Consider the following 16,517-nt stretch of genomic DNA (forward strand, 5'->3'; position numbering starts at 1 on the left):
GGCTCCTGTGCTGGTGGCGCCCGGGGGCCTCGCTGAGGCCGACCCGGCGCCGTCATCTTGCGTGCGGGGCGGATGCCCGCCAGAGCGGGCGAACCCCGTCATGCCCCCCTTGGAACCTCAGGGGGAGGTGTAGGTCTTGAGCCAGTCCACGCCCGGGTTGATGGACCACGGCTCGCTGCCGTAGCGGTAGCCCGTGTCCACCCCCAGGATGCCCGTGCACTGCACGCCCGGCGTGCCCAGCACGCCCATGTAGCAGTGGTCGGCCTGCAGGTCTTGCACCTGGCTGTTGCGCACGACGTACCAGCCCGCGCCTTGGCTGTCGAAGCACTGGGTGTCGTACGCGCCGCACTTCATGCCCGTCACGCGCTCGCCCGAGGCCCGGGCGGTGGCCACGGTGCCGCCGACGAACAGGTCTTCTTCCCCGATGACGATGCGCAGCCGGTTGCCGGGCTGGGTGTGGCGGCCGTTGTCGGTGCACGAGGCGAGGTTGTAGATCGAGTAGGTGGCCCCCACGCCCTGGCCGAGCGAGGCGCGCACGCGGGCGTCCCAGTTGCGGGCCAGCACGGCGATCACGCCGCCCTGGCTCAAGCCCAGGGTGACGACGCCCTTGGAGCAATCGGCCTTGGCGCGTGCGCACAGCCGCGCGACGGCGCTGCTGCTGTTGGCTGCGTTGAAGATGCAGCGGGCCCGCGCGCTGATGGTCGAGCACGTGCCGAAGGTGCCGCTGGCGTAATCGACCGCAGCGGCGACGAAGCCGCGCGCCACGGCCGAGTCGATCGCCGCCTTCGCCCAGGCGCTGTTGAAGGGCTCGCCGGTGCCGGCGGCGTAGATGAACACCGGGTAGCGCCCCGCCGCGCTCGGCTCTTTGCCGCGGATGTCGTAGCTGGTGAGGCAGCTGGACGTGCTGCCGCCCCGGTAGGTCAATGAAAAGCTGGTCTGGGCCGAGGCCCAGCCGGCACCGGCGAGCAAGGCCAGCGCCAATGCGGCGCGGCCGATCACACGAAAGCAACGCGTCATGCCTGTCTCCTTGAGATGGAAGGTTTCATGGGAACCCGGTGTCGCGGCTCGGCGGTATCGCCCCATGTGGGTGCGTCCTCACGCTCGCTGTGTGGCCCGGATCGGTGTCCATGATTCCGACCCCAGGGCGGCCGGCCTTGAACCAGGGCGGTGTCTTCGACGGGGTTAACCCGGGCCACCGGGGGCAGCGGTCGGGCCGGGGTCCAGCCGTTCGGCCAAAAAAAAACCGCACCCGGAGGTGCGGCGTGTGGCCGGGTCGGTGAACCCGGAGGGGACTCAATACGCGTTGCGGCGCTTGTCGGACACCTCGAGGCTGCTCAGCGCGTCCCAGCCGGCGCCGCCGATGAAGCTCTGGTAGCGGGTGTCTTCGTCCACCCAGCGCTTGGCCCACGCGATGCCCAGCTTGCCCAGCGTCTCGTAGTGGCCGCCGCCGTTCATCACGCAGAAGTGATCGTCGCCGCGCATCTCGGCATAGGCCTTGGGTGTGGACGAGGGAATGGCGTTGTAGAACGGGATCGCGTGCGATGCCACCGGCGCGATGGCGTCGAGCTGGCAGCCGAAGATCATCGTAGGCACGCGGATGCCGCGGAAGCCCAGCGACGACAGGTTCCACGGGGCCATCGGCAGCGCCGCCTTGTACGACGGGTTGTCGGCCGCAGCGATCAGCGTGCCGCCCCCGCCCATCGAGTGGCCGCCCACGGCGCGCCGGTTGCCATCGACCTTGCCGTACAGCGCACTGAGGCGGCTGTTGCCCTGGCTCACGACATGGTTGAGCGCAGCGCTCAACTGGCGCGCGCGGCTGTCGGGCTGGTCGAGCAAGGTGTTGGTCTCGATGACGATCACCACGAAGCCGTGCGACGACAGGCGCTCGCCCCAGAAATACATCGTGGACGCGGGGCCGGTGAAGCCCGGCGAGATCGCGATCACGCCATAGCTGCCGCTGGCGGTGGGGTACCAGATGCGACCGCCACCGAAGCCGGTGGCCGACAGGCCCGAGACGCTGATCGTGCGGGTCGAGAAGCTGCCCGTGCGTTCGAGCGCCGAGCTGGTCGGGTTCGGTCCCTTTTCATACTGGGCGAGGGCTGCGCCGGACAGCAACAAGGCGCTGACGAGCAACGAGAGCTTGCGAAGGTGCTTGTTCATTCGATGTCTCCGAAATGGGGTGAGTCAGACGAAGCGCCGGCGCGAGAAGTCGGGCGTGCCGCCTCTCTTGCGTTGTGGGTTCCGGCGCCGCGAATTCTTCGAGCCCCCTGGAGACGCTGGCATCGGCACAAGCCGCTACAGCTTTCGTACAAGCGCGCGGCCATGCGCAGGGCTACTCTTCGACGCGCCCCGGCCGCCGGGCACGCGACAGGCGGGTTGCCTGTCCGGCGGTCCGTCAGGCCTGGTCTCTCACAGACCCTGCGGCAGGGCGATGCACGGCGGCCAGGGGATCGGGTCCACCGCCACCACCTCGGGCTCGAGAAAGTAGTGCTGCGGCGAGAAGCCGTAGTGCTGCTTCCACACCTTGCAGAAGTGCGACGAGTCCGCGAAGCCGGCGGCCGCGGCGATGCGCGTGAGGCTCTCGGGGCGGCCCAGGAACGCGGCCGCCACCTGCAGCTTGAGCGTCTGCTCGTACTGGCGGATCGAGATGCCGGTTTCGCGGCGGAAGAGGTGCGACAGCCAGTCTTTCGACATCGCCATCGCATCGGACAGCGCCGCCATCGACGAGGCCCGCTGATCGCGCAGCAAGGCCATGACCTCGCGCACGCGAGGGTCGAGCGGCGGCACCGGCGGCAGCAGCGCGAGCGACAGCGCCACCGCGCGGTCGTACAGCGCGGCACTCTCACCGCCCGACAGCGCGCCCGAATGAAAGGCCGCCAACGCCTCGTGCAGTTCGGCGAAGTGCTCGCGCGGCAGCACGCGCAAGCCGGGGGCCTTCAAGCGCGCGAAGCGGTGGTAGTCGGGGTGGGTGGGACACACGTCGAAGCACACGAAGGGTTCGCCGCGCGCCCGCAGGTGCTTGAGCACGCGCGGCAGCACGAGGGCAGCGCCGACCCACGATGCCCGGCCGGCCACCTCGATCTCGACATCGGCCGGCGACGCCGCGAGGTAGACCATCGCCGAGTTGCGTTGGCTGGACACCTCGGTCCAGGTGCCGGCGTACAGAAAACCATCGGGCACGACATGGATGCGGTCGCGGTCGAGCGAGCGCCGATGTCGGCCGGCGCCGGGGCTGCACTCGGGCTCGCGCTGCATCATGAGGTGGCGCGCTCAGGGCGCCAGGTCGCTGCCGGGCGCAGGGGATGTCCCAGCCGCCTCGACGGCCCCCACGCTGCCTTCCCGACAGGCCAGGGGGTCGATCGCCAGGGCTTCGTTGATGAAGAAGAGGTTGGGCGGTGCGCCGAAGTGGTGTCGCCAGGCCTTCGACAAATGGGCCGAGTCGGCGAAGCCGGCCAGCGCTGCGATCTCGGTCAGGCTCAGCCGGCTGCCAGCGTAGGTGGCCGCGCGCTGGATGCGCAGCGCCTGCTCGTACTTGCGCACCGAGATGCCCATCTCGCGGCGAAACAGATGTGCCAGCCAGTGCTTCGACATGTGCACCGAGGCGGCCAGGTCGTCGATGCTGTGCGGCACGTCGTCGCGCAGCAGCCGCATCACCGCACGCACGCGGGGGTCGAGCGGCGGCACCGGGGGCAGCAGCGCCACGATGCGCTGCACCACGCGCTCGTGCAGCACGCCGCTGTCCTGCGGCGACAGCGTGCCCGCGGCGAAGTCGCGCAGCGCGGGGATCAGCTCGTCGAAGTGTTCGCGCGGCAGCACGTGCACGCCGGCGCCGCCCAGGCCCGCGAACGCGCGGTAGGCCCGGTGCGGCGGGAAGATGTCCAGGCACACGAAGGGCGCCGCGTTGGCGTAGAAGCGCTTGGGCACCCGGGGCCGCACGAGCGCGGCGCCGGCGCGCAGCCGCTGGCCCTGCGCCTCGACCTCGAAGTCTTCGGACGACGTGGCCAGGTACACCACCGCCGAGCTGCGTTCGCTCGACAGGTCGGCCGAGGTACCGGCGCCCATGAACCCGTTGGCCACCAGGTGGACGCGACCGCGCAGTTGCGAGATCGGGATGCCGAGGGCCGGCGGGGCGCCGTTTTCAGCAGGGGTCAACATGGCGCGGGCCCGGGGTCAGGGGCAAAAACGGAGGCCTGGATCATTCGGCACGGTCGGCGTCGGCCACTTGTACAGAACTGTCGGATCGACTGCGGGATTACCCGGCGGTCCGCCCGCGCGGGGCGAGCGGCACATGCAGGCCTGCCAGGTAGGCGTCGAGAACCTGGGTGCCCACCCGCACCAGGTCGAAGGCCTCGGGGTCGAGCATCCAGTTTTGAATCAGGCCGTCGATCAGCGCGTGCAACCCCAGCGCGGCTGTCTTGGCCGGCACCCGCTTGACGATCTGGCCGCGTTGCATGGCCAGCGTCAGGCCACGTTGCACGTGGGCCAGGCAGGCATTGCGGGTGTCGAGGTGGCGGTCGCGCACGGCGCGCACCTCGTCCACGTACTCGACCTTGTGCGTGGCGATGCCGAACACCCGCTTGACCTGCGGGTCATTCACGGTCTTGGTCAGGGCGTTGATGAAAGATGCCCGGATGTGGGCCAACGGGTCGGCGAGCTGCGGATCGTCGCTGCGCATCGCGGCTTCTTCCATCGGCAGCGTCACGCGCAGCATCATCGCGTTGAAGACGTCGGCCTTGTCCTTGAAGTGCCAGTAGATGGCGCCACGCGTGACACCCGCCGCCTGGGCGATGTCTTGCAGCGAGGTGCGCGAAACCCCGCGCTCTTCGAACACGCGCTCCGCCGCATCGAGGATGCTGTGGCGGGTTTCCTGGGCTTCTTCCTTTGTGCGGCGAACCATGTCGGGCGACCCGTCAATTACATTCGTTCATGTATGTATACTACCCCGACATTGATCCGGGTCAATGTCCGCGTGCGCGCAAGGGTGGGGCCTGCCGCCGGGAACGCCCGGAGTTGTCGCCCAGCCCGTCGCCGTCTTCCTGAAAGGTTCATCTGATGTCTGCGTTGAATAGCGCCGCGGAAAAGTCCGCCATTGTGGGACGAGGCCTGCGACTGGGTCTGTGCTTGGCTCCGCTTGCCCTGCTGCTGGCCGGCTGCGGCAAGGGCCAGGCCCCGGCTGGCGGCCCGCCCGGCGGCATGCCCCCGCCCCCGGTGGGCGTGGTGACGGTGCAGCCGCAGACGGTGGCGCTCCAGACCGAGCTGCCCGGCCGCGTGGAGCCTGTGCGCGTGGCGCAGGTGCGCGCCCGGGTGAACGGCGTGGTGCAGAAGCGCCTGTTCACCGAAGGCAGTGAGGTGAAAGCCGGGCAGTTGCTTTTCCAGATCGACCCGGCGCCCTACCGCGCGGCGGCCGACAGCGCGCAGGCCATGCTGGCCAAGGCGCAGGCCAACCTGGCCGTGACCACGGCGCAGGCCGAGCGCTACAAGCCGCTCGCCGAGGCGAAGGCGGTGAGCCAGCAGGACTACCTCAACACCGTGGCCGCGCAGAAGCAGGCCGAGGCCGATGTGGCCGCCGGCCGTGCGGCGCTGCAGACGGCACGGCTGAACCTGGGCTACGCCAGCGTGACGGCGCCGATCGCCGGGCGCATCGGCCGGGCGCTGGTGACCGAGGGCGCGCTGGTCAGCGCGGCCGAGGCGACGCAGCTCGCGGTGATCCAGCAGACGAACACGGTGTTCGTGAACTTCACGCAGTCGGCCAACGAGGTGCTCAAGATGCGCCGCGCGCTGGCGGCCAAGCAGCTGCAGAGCGCCGGGGGCCACGGCAAGGACGGGGCCGTCGCCGTGCGCATCGTGCTCGACGACGGCAGCGAGTTGCCGCGCGCCGGCAAGCTGCTGTTCAGCGACCTGACGGTCGATGCCAGCTCGGGCCAGATCACGCTGCGCGCCGAGGTGCCCAACCCCGAGGGCCTGTTGCTGCCGGGGCAGTACGTGCGCGTACGCCTCGCGCAGGCCGAGCTGCCGGGCGGCATGCTCGTGCCGCAGCAAGCCGTCACGCGCACCGGCAAGGGCGACACCCTGATGGTCGTCGGCGCCGACAGCAAACCCGAGCCGCGCCCTGTCAAGCTGGGCAGCGCCCAAGGCTCGAACTGGGTCGTGCTCGATGGCCTGAAGCCGGGTGACCAGGTCATCGTCGATGGCTTCCAGAAGATGCGCCCCGGCGCGCCGGTCAAGCCGGTGCCCTGGTCGGCCAGCGGCGCTTCGGCACCGAACGGCGCGGCCTCGGGCGCTGCCCCGGCGGCATCGGCCGCGTCGAAGTAAGCGGGGCCGCAGACCATGGCCAAGTTCTTCATCGACCGCCCCATCTTCGCGTGGGTGATCGCGCTGTTCATCCTGGTGATGGGCGGCGTGGCGATCACGCAGTTGCCGATTGCGCAGTACCCGCCGGTCGCGCCGCCGTCCATCGTCGTCTCGACGGTGTACCCGGGCGCCTCGGCCCAGACGCTCGAAGACGCCGTGCTGAGCGTCATCGAACGCGAGATGAACGGCTCGCCGGGCCTCATCTACATGGAGTCGGTCGCGCAGGCCGACGGCACCGGCAGCATCACGCTGAGTTTCCAGCCCGGCACCAGCCCCGAGCTGGCGCAGGTGGACGTGCAGAACCGCCTGGGCCGCGCCACGCCGCGCCTGCCGGCGGCGGTGGTGCAGCAGGGCGTGCGCGTGGACAAGGCGCGCGCGAACTTCCTGCTGTTCGCCATTCTTTCGTCGGACAACCCGGCCTTCGACCCGATCGCGCTCGGCGACTACGCGGCCCGCAACGTGCTGCCCGAAGTGCAACGGGTGCCGGGCGTCGGCCAGGCACAGCTCTTCGGCACCGAACGCGCGATGCGCATCTGGGTGGACCCGGCCAAGCTGGTCGGCTTCAACCTCTCGGCCGGTGACGTCAGCAATGCCATCCGCGCGCAGAACGCGCAGGTGGCCTCGGGCACCATCGGCGACCTGCCGAACGTGCCGGGCCAGACCATCTTCGCCACCGTGGTGGTGAAGGGCCAGCTGAGCACGCCCGAGCAGTTCGGCAACGTCATCCTGCGCGCCAACGCCGACGGCTCCAGCGTGCGGCTCAAAGACGTGGCGCGCATCGAACTCGGCGCGCAGACCTACGGCACCTCAGCGCGGCTGAACGGCAACCCGTCCACCGGCATCGGCGTGCAGCTCTCGCCGACCGGCAACGCGATGGCCACCGCCAAGGCGGTGCGCGCGCGCATGGACGAACTGGCGCGCTACTTCCCCGAAGGCGTGCGCTACGACATCCCCTACGACAGCTCGCGCTTCGTCGACATCTCGATCAAGCAGGTCGTCGAGACCCTGGTCGAAGCGGTGCTGCTGGTCTTCCTGGTGATGTTCCTGTTCTTGCAGAACTGGCGCTACACGCTGATCCCGACCATCGTGGTGCCGGTGGCGCTGCTGGGCACCTTCGCCGTGCTGCTGGCGCTGGGTTTCTCGATCAACGTGCTGACCATGTTCGGCATGGTGCTGGTGATCGGCATCGTGGTGGACGACGCCATCGTCGTGGTCGAGAACGTCGAACGCATCATGAGCGAAGAGGGCCTGAGCCCGCTGGCCGCCACGCGCAAGGCGATGTCGCAGATCTCGGGCGCCATCGTCGGCATCACCGTGGTGCTGATGTCGGTGTTCGTGCCGCTGGCCTTCTTCGCCGGCTCGGTGGGCAACATCTACCGCCAGTTCTCGGCGGTGATGGTGTCGTCGATCGCGTTCTCGGCCTTCCTCGCGCTGTCGCTCACGCCGGCCTTGTGCGCGACGCTGTTGAAGCCGGTGGAAGCCGGCCATGCGCACGCCAAGACCGGCTTCTTCGGCTGGTTCAACCGCGGCTTCGCGCGCACGGCCAAGACCTACGAGGGCTGGGTGGCGCGCATCCTCAAGCGCGCCGGCCGCTTCATGTTTATCTACGTCGCCATCGTCGGCGTGGTGGCGCTGCTGTTCATGCGCATGCCGGCCTCGTTTCTGCCGGCCGAAGACCAGGGCTACATGATCGTCAACGTGCAGCTGCCGCCGGGCGCCACGCGCAACCGCACGCTCGACGTGATGAAGCAGGTAGAAGGCTTCGTGCTCAAGCAGCCCGAGGTGCAGAGCATGGTCAGCGTGCTGGGCTTCAGCTTCTCGGGCACCGGCCAGAACGCGGCGCTCGCGTTCGTGACGCTCAAGCCCTGGGACGAACGCAGCGGTGCTGAGCACAGCGCGCAGGCGGTCGCCGGCCGCACCTTCGGCGCGATGATGGGCGTGCGCGATGCGTTCATCTTTCCGCTGAGCCCGCCGCCCATCCCCGAGCTCGGCACGGCCTCGGGCTTCAGCTTCCGCCTGCAAGACCGCGGCGGCAACGGCTTCGAGGCCCTGCTCGCGGCCCGCAACCAGATGCTGGGCCTGGCCGCGCAGAGCAAGGTCATCACCGGCATGCGCCCCGACGGCCTGGAGCCCGCGCCGCAGTTGCAGCTCGACATCGACCGCGACAAGGCCAGCGCGCTGGGCGTGCCGTTCGATGCCATCAACGCGGCCATTTCAACCGCGCTGGGTTCGGCCTACGTCAACGATTTCCCGAACGCCGGGCGCCTGCAACGCGTGGTGGTGCAGGCCGACGCCCCTGCGCGCATGCAGGCCGACGACCTGCTGCGCGTGAACGTGCCCAACAGCAAGGGGCAGGTCGTGCCGCTCTCGGCCTTTGCCACGACGCAATGGGTCACGGGCCCGATGCAGACCGTGCGCTACAACGGCTACCCGACCATGCGCCTCTCGGGCGACGCGGCCCCGGGCTTCAGCACCGGCGACGCGATGGCCGAGATGGAGCGGCTGGCCGCGCAACTGCCCCCGGGCTTCGGCTTCGAGTGGACCGGCCTGTCGCGTGAAGAAAAGATCTCGGGCGCGCAGGCGTTCATCCTGCTGGGCTTCTCGCTGCTGGCCGTCTTCTTGTGCCTCGCCGCCTTGTACGAGAGCTGGTCGATCCCGCTGGCGGTGATCCTCGTGGTGCCGCTCGGGGTGCTGGGCGCGCTGCTGGGGGCGAACTTCCGCGGGCTCGCCAACGACGTGTACTTCAAGGTCGGGCTCATCACCATCATCGGCCTGTCGGCCAAGAACGCGGTGCTGATCATCGAGTTCGCCAAAGACCTGCACGCGCAGGGCAAGGGCCTGGTCGAGTCGGTGCTGACCGCGGCGCACCTGCGTTTCCGGCCGATCATCATGACCTCGCTCGCGTTCATCCTCGGCGTGCTGCCGCTGGTGATCGCCTCGGGCGCGGGCTCGGCCGGCCAGCGCGCCATCGGCACCGGCGTGATGGGCGGGATGATCACCGCCACCGTGCTCGCGGTGATCTTCGTGCCGGTGTTCTTCGTCGTCGTGCGCAGCGTCTTCAAGGGCAGCGAGCGGCAACGAAAGATGTACGCCCACGAGACGGACGACGGCACGCCGCCAGCGCCGCCCGCTGCAGGAAACACCCATGGTTGATCGCATGAAGACCTCGCCTCGCCTGTCGCTTTCCGTTCTGGCCGGCGCCGTGCTGCTGGCCGGCTGCACCTCGCTGCAACCCCGCTACGAACGCCCGGCCGCGCCGGTGGCCGGGCAGTTCGCCGGTGACGCCGGCGGCGGCTCGGCCACCCCGGCGCCGCAGCTCGACTGGCAGCGCTTCTTCGTCGATGCACGCCTCAAGCGCCTGATCGAGATCGCCTTGCAGAACAACCGCGACCTGCGCATCGCGGTGCTCAACATCGAGCAGGCCCGCGCGGCCTACGGCGTGCGCCGCGCCGATGCGTGGCCCAGCGTGGGCGCGGCCGTCACGGGCCAGCGTCAGCCTTCCACCACGGGCAGCGGCGCCATCACGAGCGTTTACACCGCCGGCCTCGCGGTCACGGCCTACGAGCTCGACTTCTTCGGCCGCGTACGCAGCCTGAGCGACGCGGCGCTGGCGCAGTACCTTGCCACCGAAGAAGCCCGCAAGACGGCGCAGATCAGCCTGATCGCAGCGGTCGCCAACACCTACCTCAACCTGCTGGCCGACGACGAGCTGCTCCGGGTGACGCAGCAGACGCTCGCGTCGCGCGAAGAGTCGTTCAAGCTCAACAAGCTCAAGTTCGACCAGGGCGCGTCGTCGGAGCTCGACTTCCGCCAGAGCGAATCGCTGCTCGAATCGGCGCGTATCGCCGCGGCGCAACTCACGCGCCAGCGTGCGCTCGACGAGAACGCGCTGGTGCTGCTGCTCGGTCAACCCTTACCGCCCCATTCAGCGGCCGACCTGCCGGCGGGCCTGCCCTTCACGCAGCAGCAGCTGGTCGCCGACCTGCCGGCGGGTGTGCCGTCCGAAGTGCTGGTGAACCGGCCCGACGTGCGCCAGGCCGAACAACAGCTGATCGCCGCCAACGCCAACATCGGCGCGGCACGCGCGGCCTTCTTCCCGCGCATCACGCTGACCGCCAGCGCCGGCCGCGCAAGCACCGAGTTGTCGGACCTCTTCAGCGGCGGCCGCAGCGCCTGGAGCTTCATGCCGCAGCTGGTGCTGCCGATCTTCGACGGCGGCCGCAACCAGGCCAACCTCGACGTCGCCAAGGTGCAGCGCGAGATCGCCGTGGCGCAGTACGAGCGCGCCATCCAGTCGGCCTTCCGTGAGGTGTCGGACGCGCTCGCCGGCCGCGCCACGCTGGGCGAACAGGCGCGCGCACAGACGGCCGTGACGAACGCCGAGCAGACCCGCTTCCAGCTCGCCGAGCTGCGCTACCGCAACGGCGTGTCGAGCTACCTCGACGTGCTCGACGCCCAGCGCGCGCTGTTCAGCTCGCAGCAGGCCGCGGTGCAGACGCAGGTGGCGCAGGTGCAGAACCTCGTCAACCTGTACAAGGCGCTGGGCGGCGGGTGGAGCGAGGGCTCGGCCCCCCCCGCGAATCCGGCCCCGTCCGCACGCTGAAGCCCTGCGAGCGCAGGGGACAATCGCGCCTTCGGCCACACGGCCGAAGCCGATGGCCCCGCTTCGAAGGTTTTCAGATGTCCGACGCCGCTTCCTCGCCCGCCCCCGAGCAGTTGTTCCAGCAGTGGCGCGATGGCCTGCGCCAAGTCGCCGGCCTCGTGCCGCGCGAAGTCGAACTCGACGACGGCCTGCGCTACGCCTACCTCGAAGGCGGCCGTGGCGAGCCGCTGGTGCTGCTGCACGGCTTCGGCGCCAACAAGGACAACTTCCTCACCGTCGCCGCGCGGCTCACGCCGCACTACCGCCTGATCGTGCCCGACCACATCGGCTTCGGCGACTCGACGCGCACCCCCGACCTCGACTACCGCCCCATCGCGCAGGCCGAACGGCTGCACCGCCTGATGGCGCGGCTCGGCGTGTCGCAGGTGCATGTGGGCGGCAGCTCGATGGGCGGCCACGTGGCCATGGCCTGGGCGGCGCGCTTTCCCGACCAAGTGCAAAGCCTGTGGCTCTTGTGTCCCGGCGGCGCGTGGTCGGCCCCGCCCGGCGCGGCGATGAAGGCCCTTTCGAGCGGCGGCGCCAACCCACTGCTGCCCGACTCGATCGCGGCTTTCGTGCGCCTCGGCCAAGTGGTCATGCATAAGCCGCAGCCCCTGCCCGAAGCACTGGCCCGCGTGATGGCCCAGGACCGCCTGGCCCGGCTGCCCATCGAGCAGCTGGTGTTCCAGCACTGCCGCACCGACCCGATCGAGCCGCACATCGCCGGGCTGGCCACGCCCACGCTGATCGTCTGGGGCGTGCACGACCAGATCATCAACCCCGCCAGCGCCGACGTGCTGAGCGGCCTGATGCCCAACGCCCGAGTGCTGCTGATGGACGAGGTCGGCCACCTGCCCGCCGTCGAATCGCCGAAGCAGGTGGCGGCCGACTACCTGGCGTTTCGCCAGGCATTGGCCGCGCACTGAGCGGCGCTCAGCCCAGCGCCGACACCCGCACCGGCACGCCGTTGAGCACGGCGTTGCCCGAGACCGGGTCGCGCAGGTTCTCGTCCAGCACGGCGTTGAGGTTCGCGCCCGGCCGCTCGGCCGCCACCCGCAGTTGCGCGCCGTCGGCGTCGTGGCCCCAGCCGTGGGGCAGGCTGATCACGCCCGGCATCAGCTCGTCGCTCAACTCGACCGGCGCGGTGACGAAGCGGCCACTGGCGCCCTCGATGCGCGCCTGACCCCCGGCGACCAGCCCGAGGCGTTGCGCGTCGCTCGGGTGCACGCGCGCGGTGCAGCGAACCGGCCCCTTGGCCAGCAGCGGCAGGTTGTGCATCCACGAGTTGTTGGACCGCACCTCGCGGCGGCCGATCACCACCATCTCGGGCGCCGGCTCGTCGAGCGCGGCCCGCACGCGCGGCAGGTCGGAGAGCATCAGCTCGGGGGCGAGTTCGATGCGGCCCGAGGGGGTGCGCAGGGCTTCGGGCAGGCGGGGTTGCAGCGGCCCGAGGTCGATGCCATCGGGCGCAGCCTTCAGCCGGGCCAGCGACAGCGCCTCGGAGTGCGTGGGCCGTGTGTCGTCGAAGCCCGCGCCGTAGGGACCGCTGCGCAGCCCCAGTTCGAGGCGGCGCTCGGGGCCTTGCAGGCCGGCCAGCCGGGCCAGCACCGCCGGGGCGTGCTCGCCGTGCTGGCGCTGCACCTCAGCGGTGAAGAGCTCGTCGTCGAAGGCCAGCGGGTCGGTGTCGAGGCCCCGGCCTTGCAGCAGCGCCGTCACCTTCAGCATCGCCTGCCACTCGGGCATGCGGCCCTCGGGCACCGGCAGCACGGCGGGGCTGTAACGCGCCATGTTGCGGTAGGCGAGCTGCGAGAAGGTCATGTCGTAGTGCGACTCTTCGAGCGGCGACAGGCTGGGCAGGATCACGTCCGCATGCCGCGTGGTCTCGTTGACGTAGATGTCGAAGCTGAGCATGAAGTCGAGCGAGTCGAGCGCCTTCGACAGACGCGCGCCGTTGGGCGCCGACAGCACCGGGTTGCTGGCCGAGGTGATCAGCGCGCGCACCTGGCCTTCACCGGGGGTTTCGATCTCTTCGGCCAGGCAGCCCATCGGGTACTCGCTCATCACCTCGGGCGCGCCGCTCACGCGCGAGCGGTGGCGGCCGGTGGTGAGGCCCTTGCCGATGCCGGGCTTGCCCTGCGTGTTGCTGGCGAAGGCCGGGGCCTGGGTGAACATCACGCCGCCGGGCGCATCGAGGTGGCCGCACAGGGTGTTGATGACGTCGATCAGCCAGCTCGCGAGGCTGCCGAAGGGCTGCACGCAGGTGCCCATGCGGCCATAGAGCGCGGCGCGTGGCGCCCGGGCCAGGCCGCGTGCGAGTTCGCGCACGGTCTCGGCCGTCATGCCGCAGCGCGCGGCCACGCGCTCGGGGGCGAACTCTTGCACCGCCGCCTGCACGGCCTCGACGCCGTTGACCAGCGGCGCCAGCCGGCCCAGGCGCACGAGGTCTTCGTCGAACAGCGTGTGCACCATGCCCAGCAGCAAAAACACATCGCTGCCAGGGCGGATGAAGTGGTGCGCGTCGGCCACCGCCGCGGTCTCGCTGCGGCGTGGGTCGATCACGATCAGCCGGCCGCCGCGCGCGCGCAGCGCCTTCGCCTTGCCGCGGAAGTCGGGCACGGTCCACAGGCTGCCGTTGCTGGCCATCGGGTTCGCACCCAGCACCACGAGGTGCTCGGTGCGTTCGATGTCGGGCACGGCCACGGTCATCCAGTGGCCGAACATCAGCGCGCTGGCGAGCTGCTTGGGGATCTGGTCGAGCGTCGAAGCCGAGAAGATGTTGCGCGTGCCCACCGCCTTGGCCAGCAGCGGGTAGTACATGCGCAGGCCCATCTTGTGCGACGAGGGGTTGCCCGAGGCCATCGCGATCGCCTGCGGACCGTGCTGCGCGCGGATCGGCAGCAGCCGGCGTTCGATCTCGGCGAAGGCTTCGTCCCACGTCGCCTCGACAAGCTGGCCGTTGCGCTTGATGCGCGGCGTGCGCAGGCGGTCGGGGTCGTCGTGCAGGTCTTTCAGCGCCACGCCCTTGGGGCAGAGGTAGCCGCCGCTGAAGACGTCGCTGTCGCGGCCGCGGATCGAGACGATGCGGCCTTGCTGCACATCGACATCGAGCCCGCAACAGGCTTCGCACAGGGGGCAGATGCGGGGGACGACGGTCATGGCGTGGCGCACGGTGCGGCCGTGCGAGAGTTTTGGGCAAGGCCCGCATTCTTCCGCGAAAGCCGCGCCGGGGCTGTCGCGCACACATCCAGGCGCCGCGCGATCGCGCGGCGCCCCCGCCTCACGACTTCAGTAGGGGCAGTTCTGCTGGTACAGGTCGAACACCGCCGGGGTGGCGTAGGCCGTGTGCTCGGCGCCGCACAGGAAGGGCGAGTAGCGCGTGTCGCCATCGACGAAGCGCTTGGCCCATGCCACTGCATAGCGACCGATGGGCGTGTTGGTGCTGTTGGGCGTCAGGTGGGTGGCGTTGTTGAGCTCGCCGTAGGCCTTGGGCGTCGTGGCCGGGATGCTGTTGTACGCCGGGCGCGATTGCGAGGTCACGGGCGTGATGGTGTCGCCGTCGGCGCCCACGATCATCGTCGGCACGGTCATGCGCGCGTAGTTGTTGCTGAAGCTGCCCGGCGTCATTGCGAACACGGCTTTCAGCGCGGGGTTGTCGCGGCCGGCGACCAGCGCACCGCCCCCGCCGGCCGAGTGGCCCATCACCGCCATGCGGCTGCTGTCGGCGCGGCTGCGCACCGCCTCGCCGGCGACGTTGACGACGTGGTTCAGCGCCGCCATCAGTTGCGGCCCGCGGCTCGGCGGCGAGTCGTAGGTCGAGTTGGTGTTGATGGCAATCACCACGAACCCGTGCGACGCCAGGCGGCGGGCAAGCCACGCGATGCTGCTGCCGCGGGCGCCGTAGCCCGGGCTCATCGCGATCACGCCATAGCGCGCCGCGGCCTGCGGGTAGTAGATGGTGCCGCCGCCGAAGCCGGTCTGGCCCGACACGGCGGCGCTCGAAATGGCCAGCGGCCCGGCGCTCGCATTGAGCGAGGCGGAGGTGGGCGGGGTGGTCTGCGCGATGGCGCCCAGGCTGCCGAGGGCGAACCAGGCCGCGCCGACAAGGCGCACGAAGGCGCGAGCGCCAAAGGGGGGTGTCTGCAAGGGGGGTCTCCTGAAGGGCTGGATGCCGATGGGGACGCCCACCGGCCAGCCGCTTTTATAGGCACCCGTGCGAAACGAAATGTAGAAGCAGCCCTGCGCGTCACTCGGGCAAAGCTCGGCGTCGCCCGGCCGCGGCGGGGGCATGGCCCACCCGGCAGGTGAACGCGCCAGCTGATGCGCCTGTGACGGCGACTGACGAAGCGCCGATAAAGAAACGGGGCGCATGACGCGCCCCGTGGTCTTCAGATGCCGCGTCTGCAGCGCATCACTTGTCCACGAACGCGCGCTCGATGACGAAGTGGCCCGGGGTGCTCATGTTGCCCTCGGTCATGCCCATCTTGTCGAAGATGGCGCGCGTGTCTTTCAGCATCTCGGGGCTGCCGCAGAGCATGAAGCGGTCGTCTTCGATGTTGATGGGCGGCAGGCCCAGGTCACCGGTGATCTTGTTCGATTCGAGCAGCGGCGGGATGCGGCCCTGGTTGCGGAAGGGCTCGCGCGTGACCGTCGGGTAGTACAGCAGCTTCTCGCGCACTTGCTCGCCGAAGAACTCGTTGTTGGGCAACTCGTCTTCGATGACCTTGTCGTAGGCCAGCTCGTTCACCTGGCGGCAGCCGTGCACGAGGATGATCTTCTCGTAGGCCTCGTAGACCTCGGGGTCGCGGATCATCGCCATGAAGGGCGCGAGGCCCGTGCCGGTCGACAGCAGCCAGAGGTTCTTGCCCGGCAGCAGGTTTTGCACGAGCAGCGTGCCCGAGGCCTTGCGGCCGATCAGCACCGGGTCGCCGACCTGGATGTGCTGCAGGCGCGAGGTGAGCGGGCCGTTGGGCACCTTGATGCTCAGGAATTCGAGGTTCTCTTCCCAGTGCGGGCTGACCACGCTGTAGGCGCGCAGCAGCGGCTTGCCATCGACGTTCAGGCCGATCATCACGAACTGGCCGCTCTGGAAGCGAAAGCCCGGGTCGCGGGTGCAGGTGAACGAGAACTGCCGGTCGGTCCAGTGGTGGACGCTCAGGACTTTCGCTTCGAAAAAGTTGCTCATGACGGTTCCTGGTGCGGACCTCTCGTGTTGGGTGCCGCCGGCATTGCCGACGACAGCTCGTGCAAGTAGGCCCAAGGGTAGATGCCGCGGTCGTGCCCATCGCTGAAACACAGCTGCAAGCCGAACTCGCCCACCGGGCGCAGCTCGGACAGCGCAATGCCGTCTTCGGGGATGGGCGGGCTTCCGGCTCGCCGCTGGCTTTCGCAACCTGCGCAGCGGCACGCCGCGCGCAGGTCTTTCGAGTCCAACCGGGCCAGCAGGCCGTCGCTCCACAACAGGGCCAATTGCCCCGAGGCTTGGTGAAGCGCAATGTCGAGCGGCCAGACGGACATCGAAACCCCG

Annotated in this window: 13 protein-coding genes; 4 read left to right on the forward strand and 9 right to left on the reverse strand. The window is 69.8% G+C overall.

The features are described 5' to 3' along the window. Positions 1-117 precede the first annotated feature (117 nt). The 5 genes from AC1KAT_RS18015 to AC1KAT_RS18035 all read right to left on the reverse strand — a co-directional run bounded on the left by AC1KAT_RS18015 (position 118) and on the right by AC1KAT_RS18035 (position 4,897). Complete coding sequence (locus AC1KAT_RS18015) at positions 118-1,017, reverse strand: hypothetical protein (protein ID WP_480328351.1); 900 nt, start codon at positions 1,015-1,017, stop codon at positions 118-120. A 276-nt stretch (positions 1,018-1,293) separates the two neighbouring features. After that, positions 1,294-2,160 (reverse strand): alpha/beta hydrolase family protein, encoded by an 867-nt coding sequence (locus AC1KAT_RS18020; RefSeq protein WP_480328352.1) that lies wholly within the window; start codon positions 2,158-2,160, stop codon positions 1,294-1,296. 249 nt (positions 2,161-2,409) lie between these two features. Then, on the reverse strand, positions 2,410-3,258 hold the full coding sequence (locus AC1KAT_RS18025) for a helix-turn-helix transcriptional regulator (protein WP_480328353.1): 849 nt from the start codon (positions 3,256-3,258) through the stop codon (positions 2,410-2,412). A gap of 12 nt (positions 3,259-3,270) precedes the next feature. Continuing rightward, positions 3,271-4,155, reverse strand: coding sequence for a helix-turn-helix domain-containing protein (locus AC1KAT_RS18030; RefSeq protein WP_480328354.1), 885 nt, complete (start codon positions 4,153-4,155; stop codon positions 3,271-3,273). Between the two features lie 97 nt (positions 4,156-4,252). Next, entirely contained in the window at positions 4,253-4,897 is a 645-nt protein-coding gene (locus tag AC1KAT_RS18035; protein ID WP_480328355.1) for a TetR family transcriptional regulator, read from the reverse strand. A gap of 155 nt (positions 4,898-5,052) precedes the next feature. On the opposite strand from AC1KAT_RS18035, the gene AC1KAT_RS18040 reads away from it, so the two are divergent. From AC1KAT_RS18040 to AC1KAT_RS18055, 4 genes are all read left to right on the forward strand, one after another. After that, positions 5,053-6,312, forward strand: coding sequence for an efflux RND transporter periplasmic adaptor subunit (locus AC1KAT_RS18040; protein WP_480328356.1), 1,260 nt, complete (start codon positions 5,053-5,055; stop codon positions 6,310-6,312). Positions 6,313-6,327: 15 nt separating this feature from the next. Next, a complete protein-coding gene (locus tag AC1KAT_RS18045; RefSeq protein ID WP_480328357.1) occupies positions 6,328-9,504 on the forward strand; it encodes an efflux RND transporter permease subunit in 3,177 nt (1,058 codons plus the stop codon). Then, positions 9,497-10,954, forward strand: coding sequence for an efflux transporter outer membrane subunit (locus AC1KAT_RS18050; RefSeq protein WP_480328358.1), 1,458 nt, complete (start codon positions 9,497-9,499; stop codon positions 10,952-10,954). Before AC1KAT_RS18045 ends, AC1KAT_RS18050 begins: the two co-directional genes overlap by 8 nt. A 77-nt stretch (positions 10,955-11,031) precedes the next feature. Next, positions 11,032-11,919 carry an alpha/beta fold hydrolase gene (locus tag AC1KAT_RS18055; RefSeq protein ID WP_480328359.1) on the forward strand — a complete coding sequence of 296 codons (888 nt, stop codon included), beginning with the start codon at positions 11,032-11,034 and terminating at the stop codon, positions 11,917-11,919. Between the two features lie 7 nt (positions 11,920-11,926). On the opposite strand, the gene AC1KAT_RS18060 is transcribed toward AC1KAT_RS18055, so the two are convergent. From AC1KAT_RS18060 to AC1KAT_RS18075, 4 genes are all read right to left on the reverse strand, one after another. Further along, entirely contained in the window at positions 11,927-14,149 is a 2,223-nt protein-coding gene (locus AC1KAT_RS18060) for a molybdopterin-dependent oxidoreductase (RefSeq protein WP_480328360.1), read from the reverse strand. Positions 14,150-14,278: 129 nt separating this feature from the next. Further along, positions 14,279-15,136, reverse strand: a complete 858-nt coding sequence (locus AC1KAT_RS18065) for an alpha/beta hydrolase family protein (RefSeq protein ID WP_480328361.1) — start codon at positions 15,134-15,136, stop codon at positions 14,279-14,281. Between the two features lie 265 nt (positions 15,137-15,401). Further along, positions 15,402-16,175 carry a ferredoxin--NADP reductase gene (locus AC1KAT_RS18070; RefSeq protein WP_480328362.1) on the reverse strand — a complete coding sequence of 258 codons (774 nt, stop codon included), beginning with the start codon at positions 16,173-16,175 and terminating at the stop codon, positions 15,402-15,404. Beyond that, positions 16,172-16,507: a DUF971 domain-containing protein gene (locus AC1KAT_RS18075; protein ID WP_480328363.1), complete on the reverse strand. Its 336-nt coding sequence runs from the start codon at positions 16,505-16,507 to the stop codon at positions 16,172-16,174. The genes AC1KAT_RS18070 and AC1KAT_RS18075 overlap by 4 nt, the downstream gene beginning before the upstream one ends. Positions 16,508-16,517 lie beyond the last annotated feature (10 nt).

It is taken from the genome of Piscinibacter sp. PDB5-1 (genome assembly GCF_056676035.1).

Excerpts from the sequence above, each read along its gene's own strand:
- AC1KAT_RS18030 (WP_480328354.1), bottom strand. The coding sequence starts at position 4,155 with ATGTTGACCCCTGCTGAAAACGGCGCCCCGCCGGCCCTCGGCATCCCG.
- AC1KAT_RS18035 (WP_480328355.1), bottom strand. The coding sequence starts at position 4,897 with ATGGTTCGCCGCACAAAGGAAGAAGCCCAGGAAACCCGCCACAGCATC.
- AC1KAT_RS18045 (WP_480328357.1), top strand. The coding sequence starts at position 6,328 with ATGGCCAAGTTCTTCATCGACCGCCCCATCTTCGCGTGGGTGATCGCG.
- AC1KAT_RS18050 (WP_480328358.1), top strand. The coding sequence starts at position 9,497 with ATGGTTGATCGCATGAAGACCTCGCCTCGCCTGTCGCTTTCCGTTCTG.
- AC1KAT_RS18020 (WP_480328352.1), bottom strand. The coding sequence starts at position 2,160 with ATGAACAAGCACCTTCGCAAGCTCTCGTTGCTCGTCAGCGCCTTGTTG.
- AC1KAT_RS18060 (WP_480328360.1), bottom strand. The coding sequence starts at position 14,149 with ATGACCGTCGTCCCCCGCATCTGCCCCCTGTGCGAAGCCTGTTGCGGG.
- AC1KAT_RS18075 (WP_480328363.1), bottom strand. The coding sequence starts at position 16,507 with ATGTCCGTCTGGCCGCTCGACATTGCGCTTCACCAAGCCTCGGGGCAA.
- AC1KAT_RS18055 (WP_480328359.1), top strand. The coding sequence starts at position 11,032 with ATGTCCGACGCCGCTTCCTCGCCCGCCCCCGAGCAGTTGTTCCAGCAG.
- AC1KAT_RS18025 (WP_480328353.1), bottom strand. The coding sequence starts at position 3,258 with ATGATGCAGCGCGAGCCCGAGTGCAGCCCCGGCGCCGGCCGACATCGG.
- AC1KAT_RS18070 (WP_480328362.1), bottom strand. The coding sequence starts at position 16,175 with ATGAGCAACTTTTTCGAAGCGAAAGTCCTGAGCGTCCACCACTGGACC.
- AC1KAT_RS18015 (WP_480328351.1), bottom strand. The coding sequence starts at position 1,017 with ATGACGCGTTGCTTTCGTGTGATCGGCCGCGCCGCATTGGCGCTGGCC.
- AC1KAT_RS18040 (WP_480328356.1), top strand. The coding sequence starts at position 5,053 with ATGTCTGCGTTGAATAGCGCCGCGGAAAAGTCCGCCATTGTGGGACGA.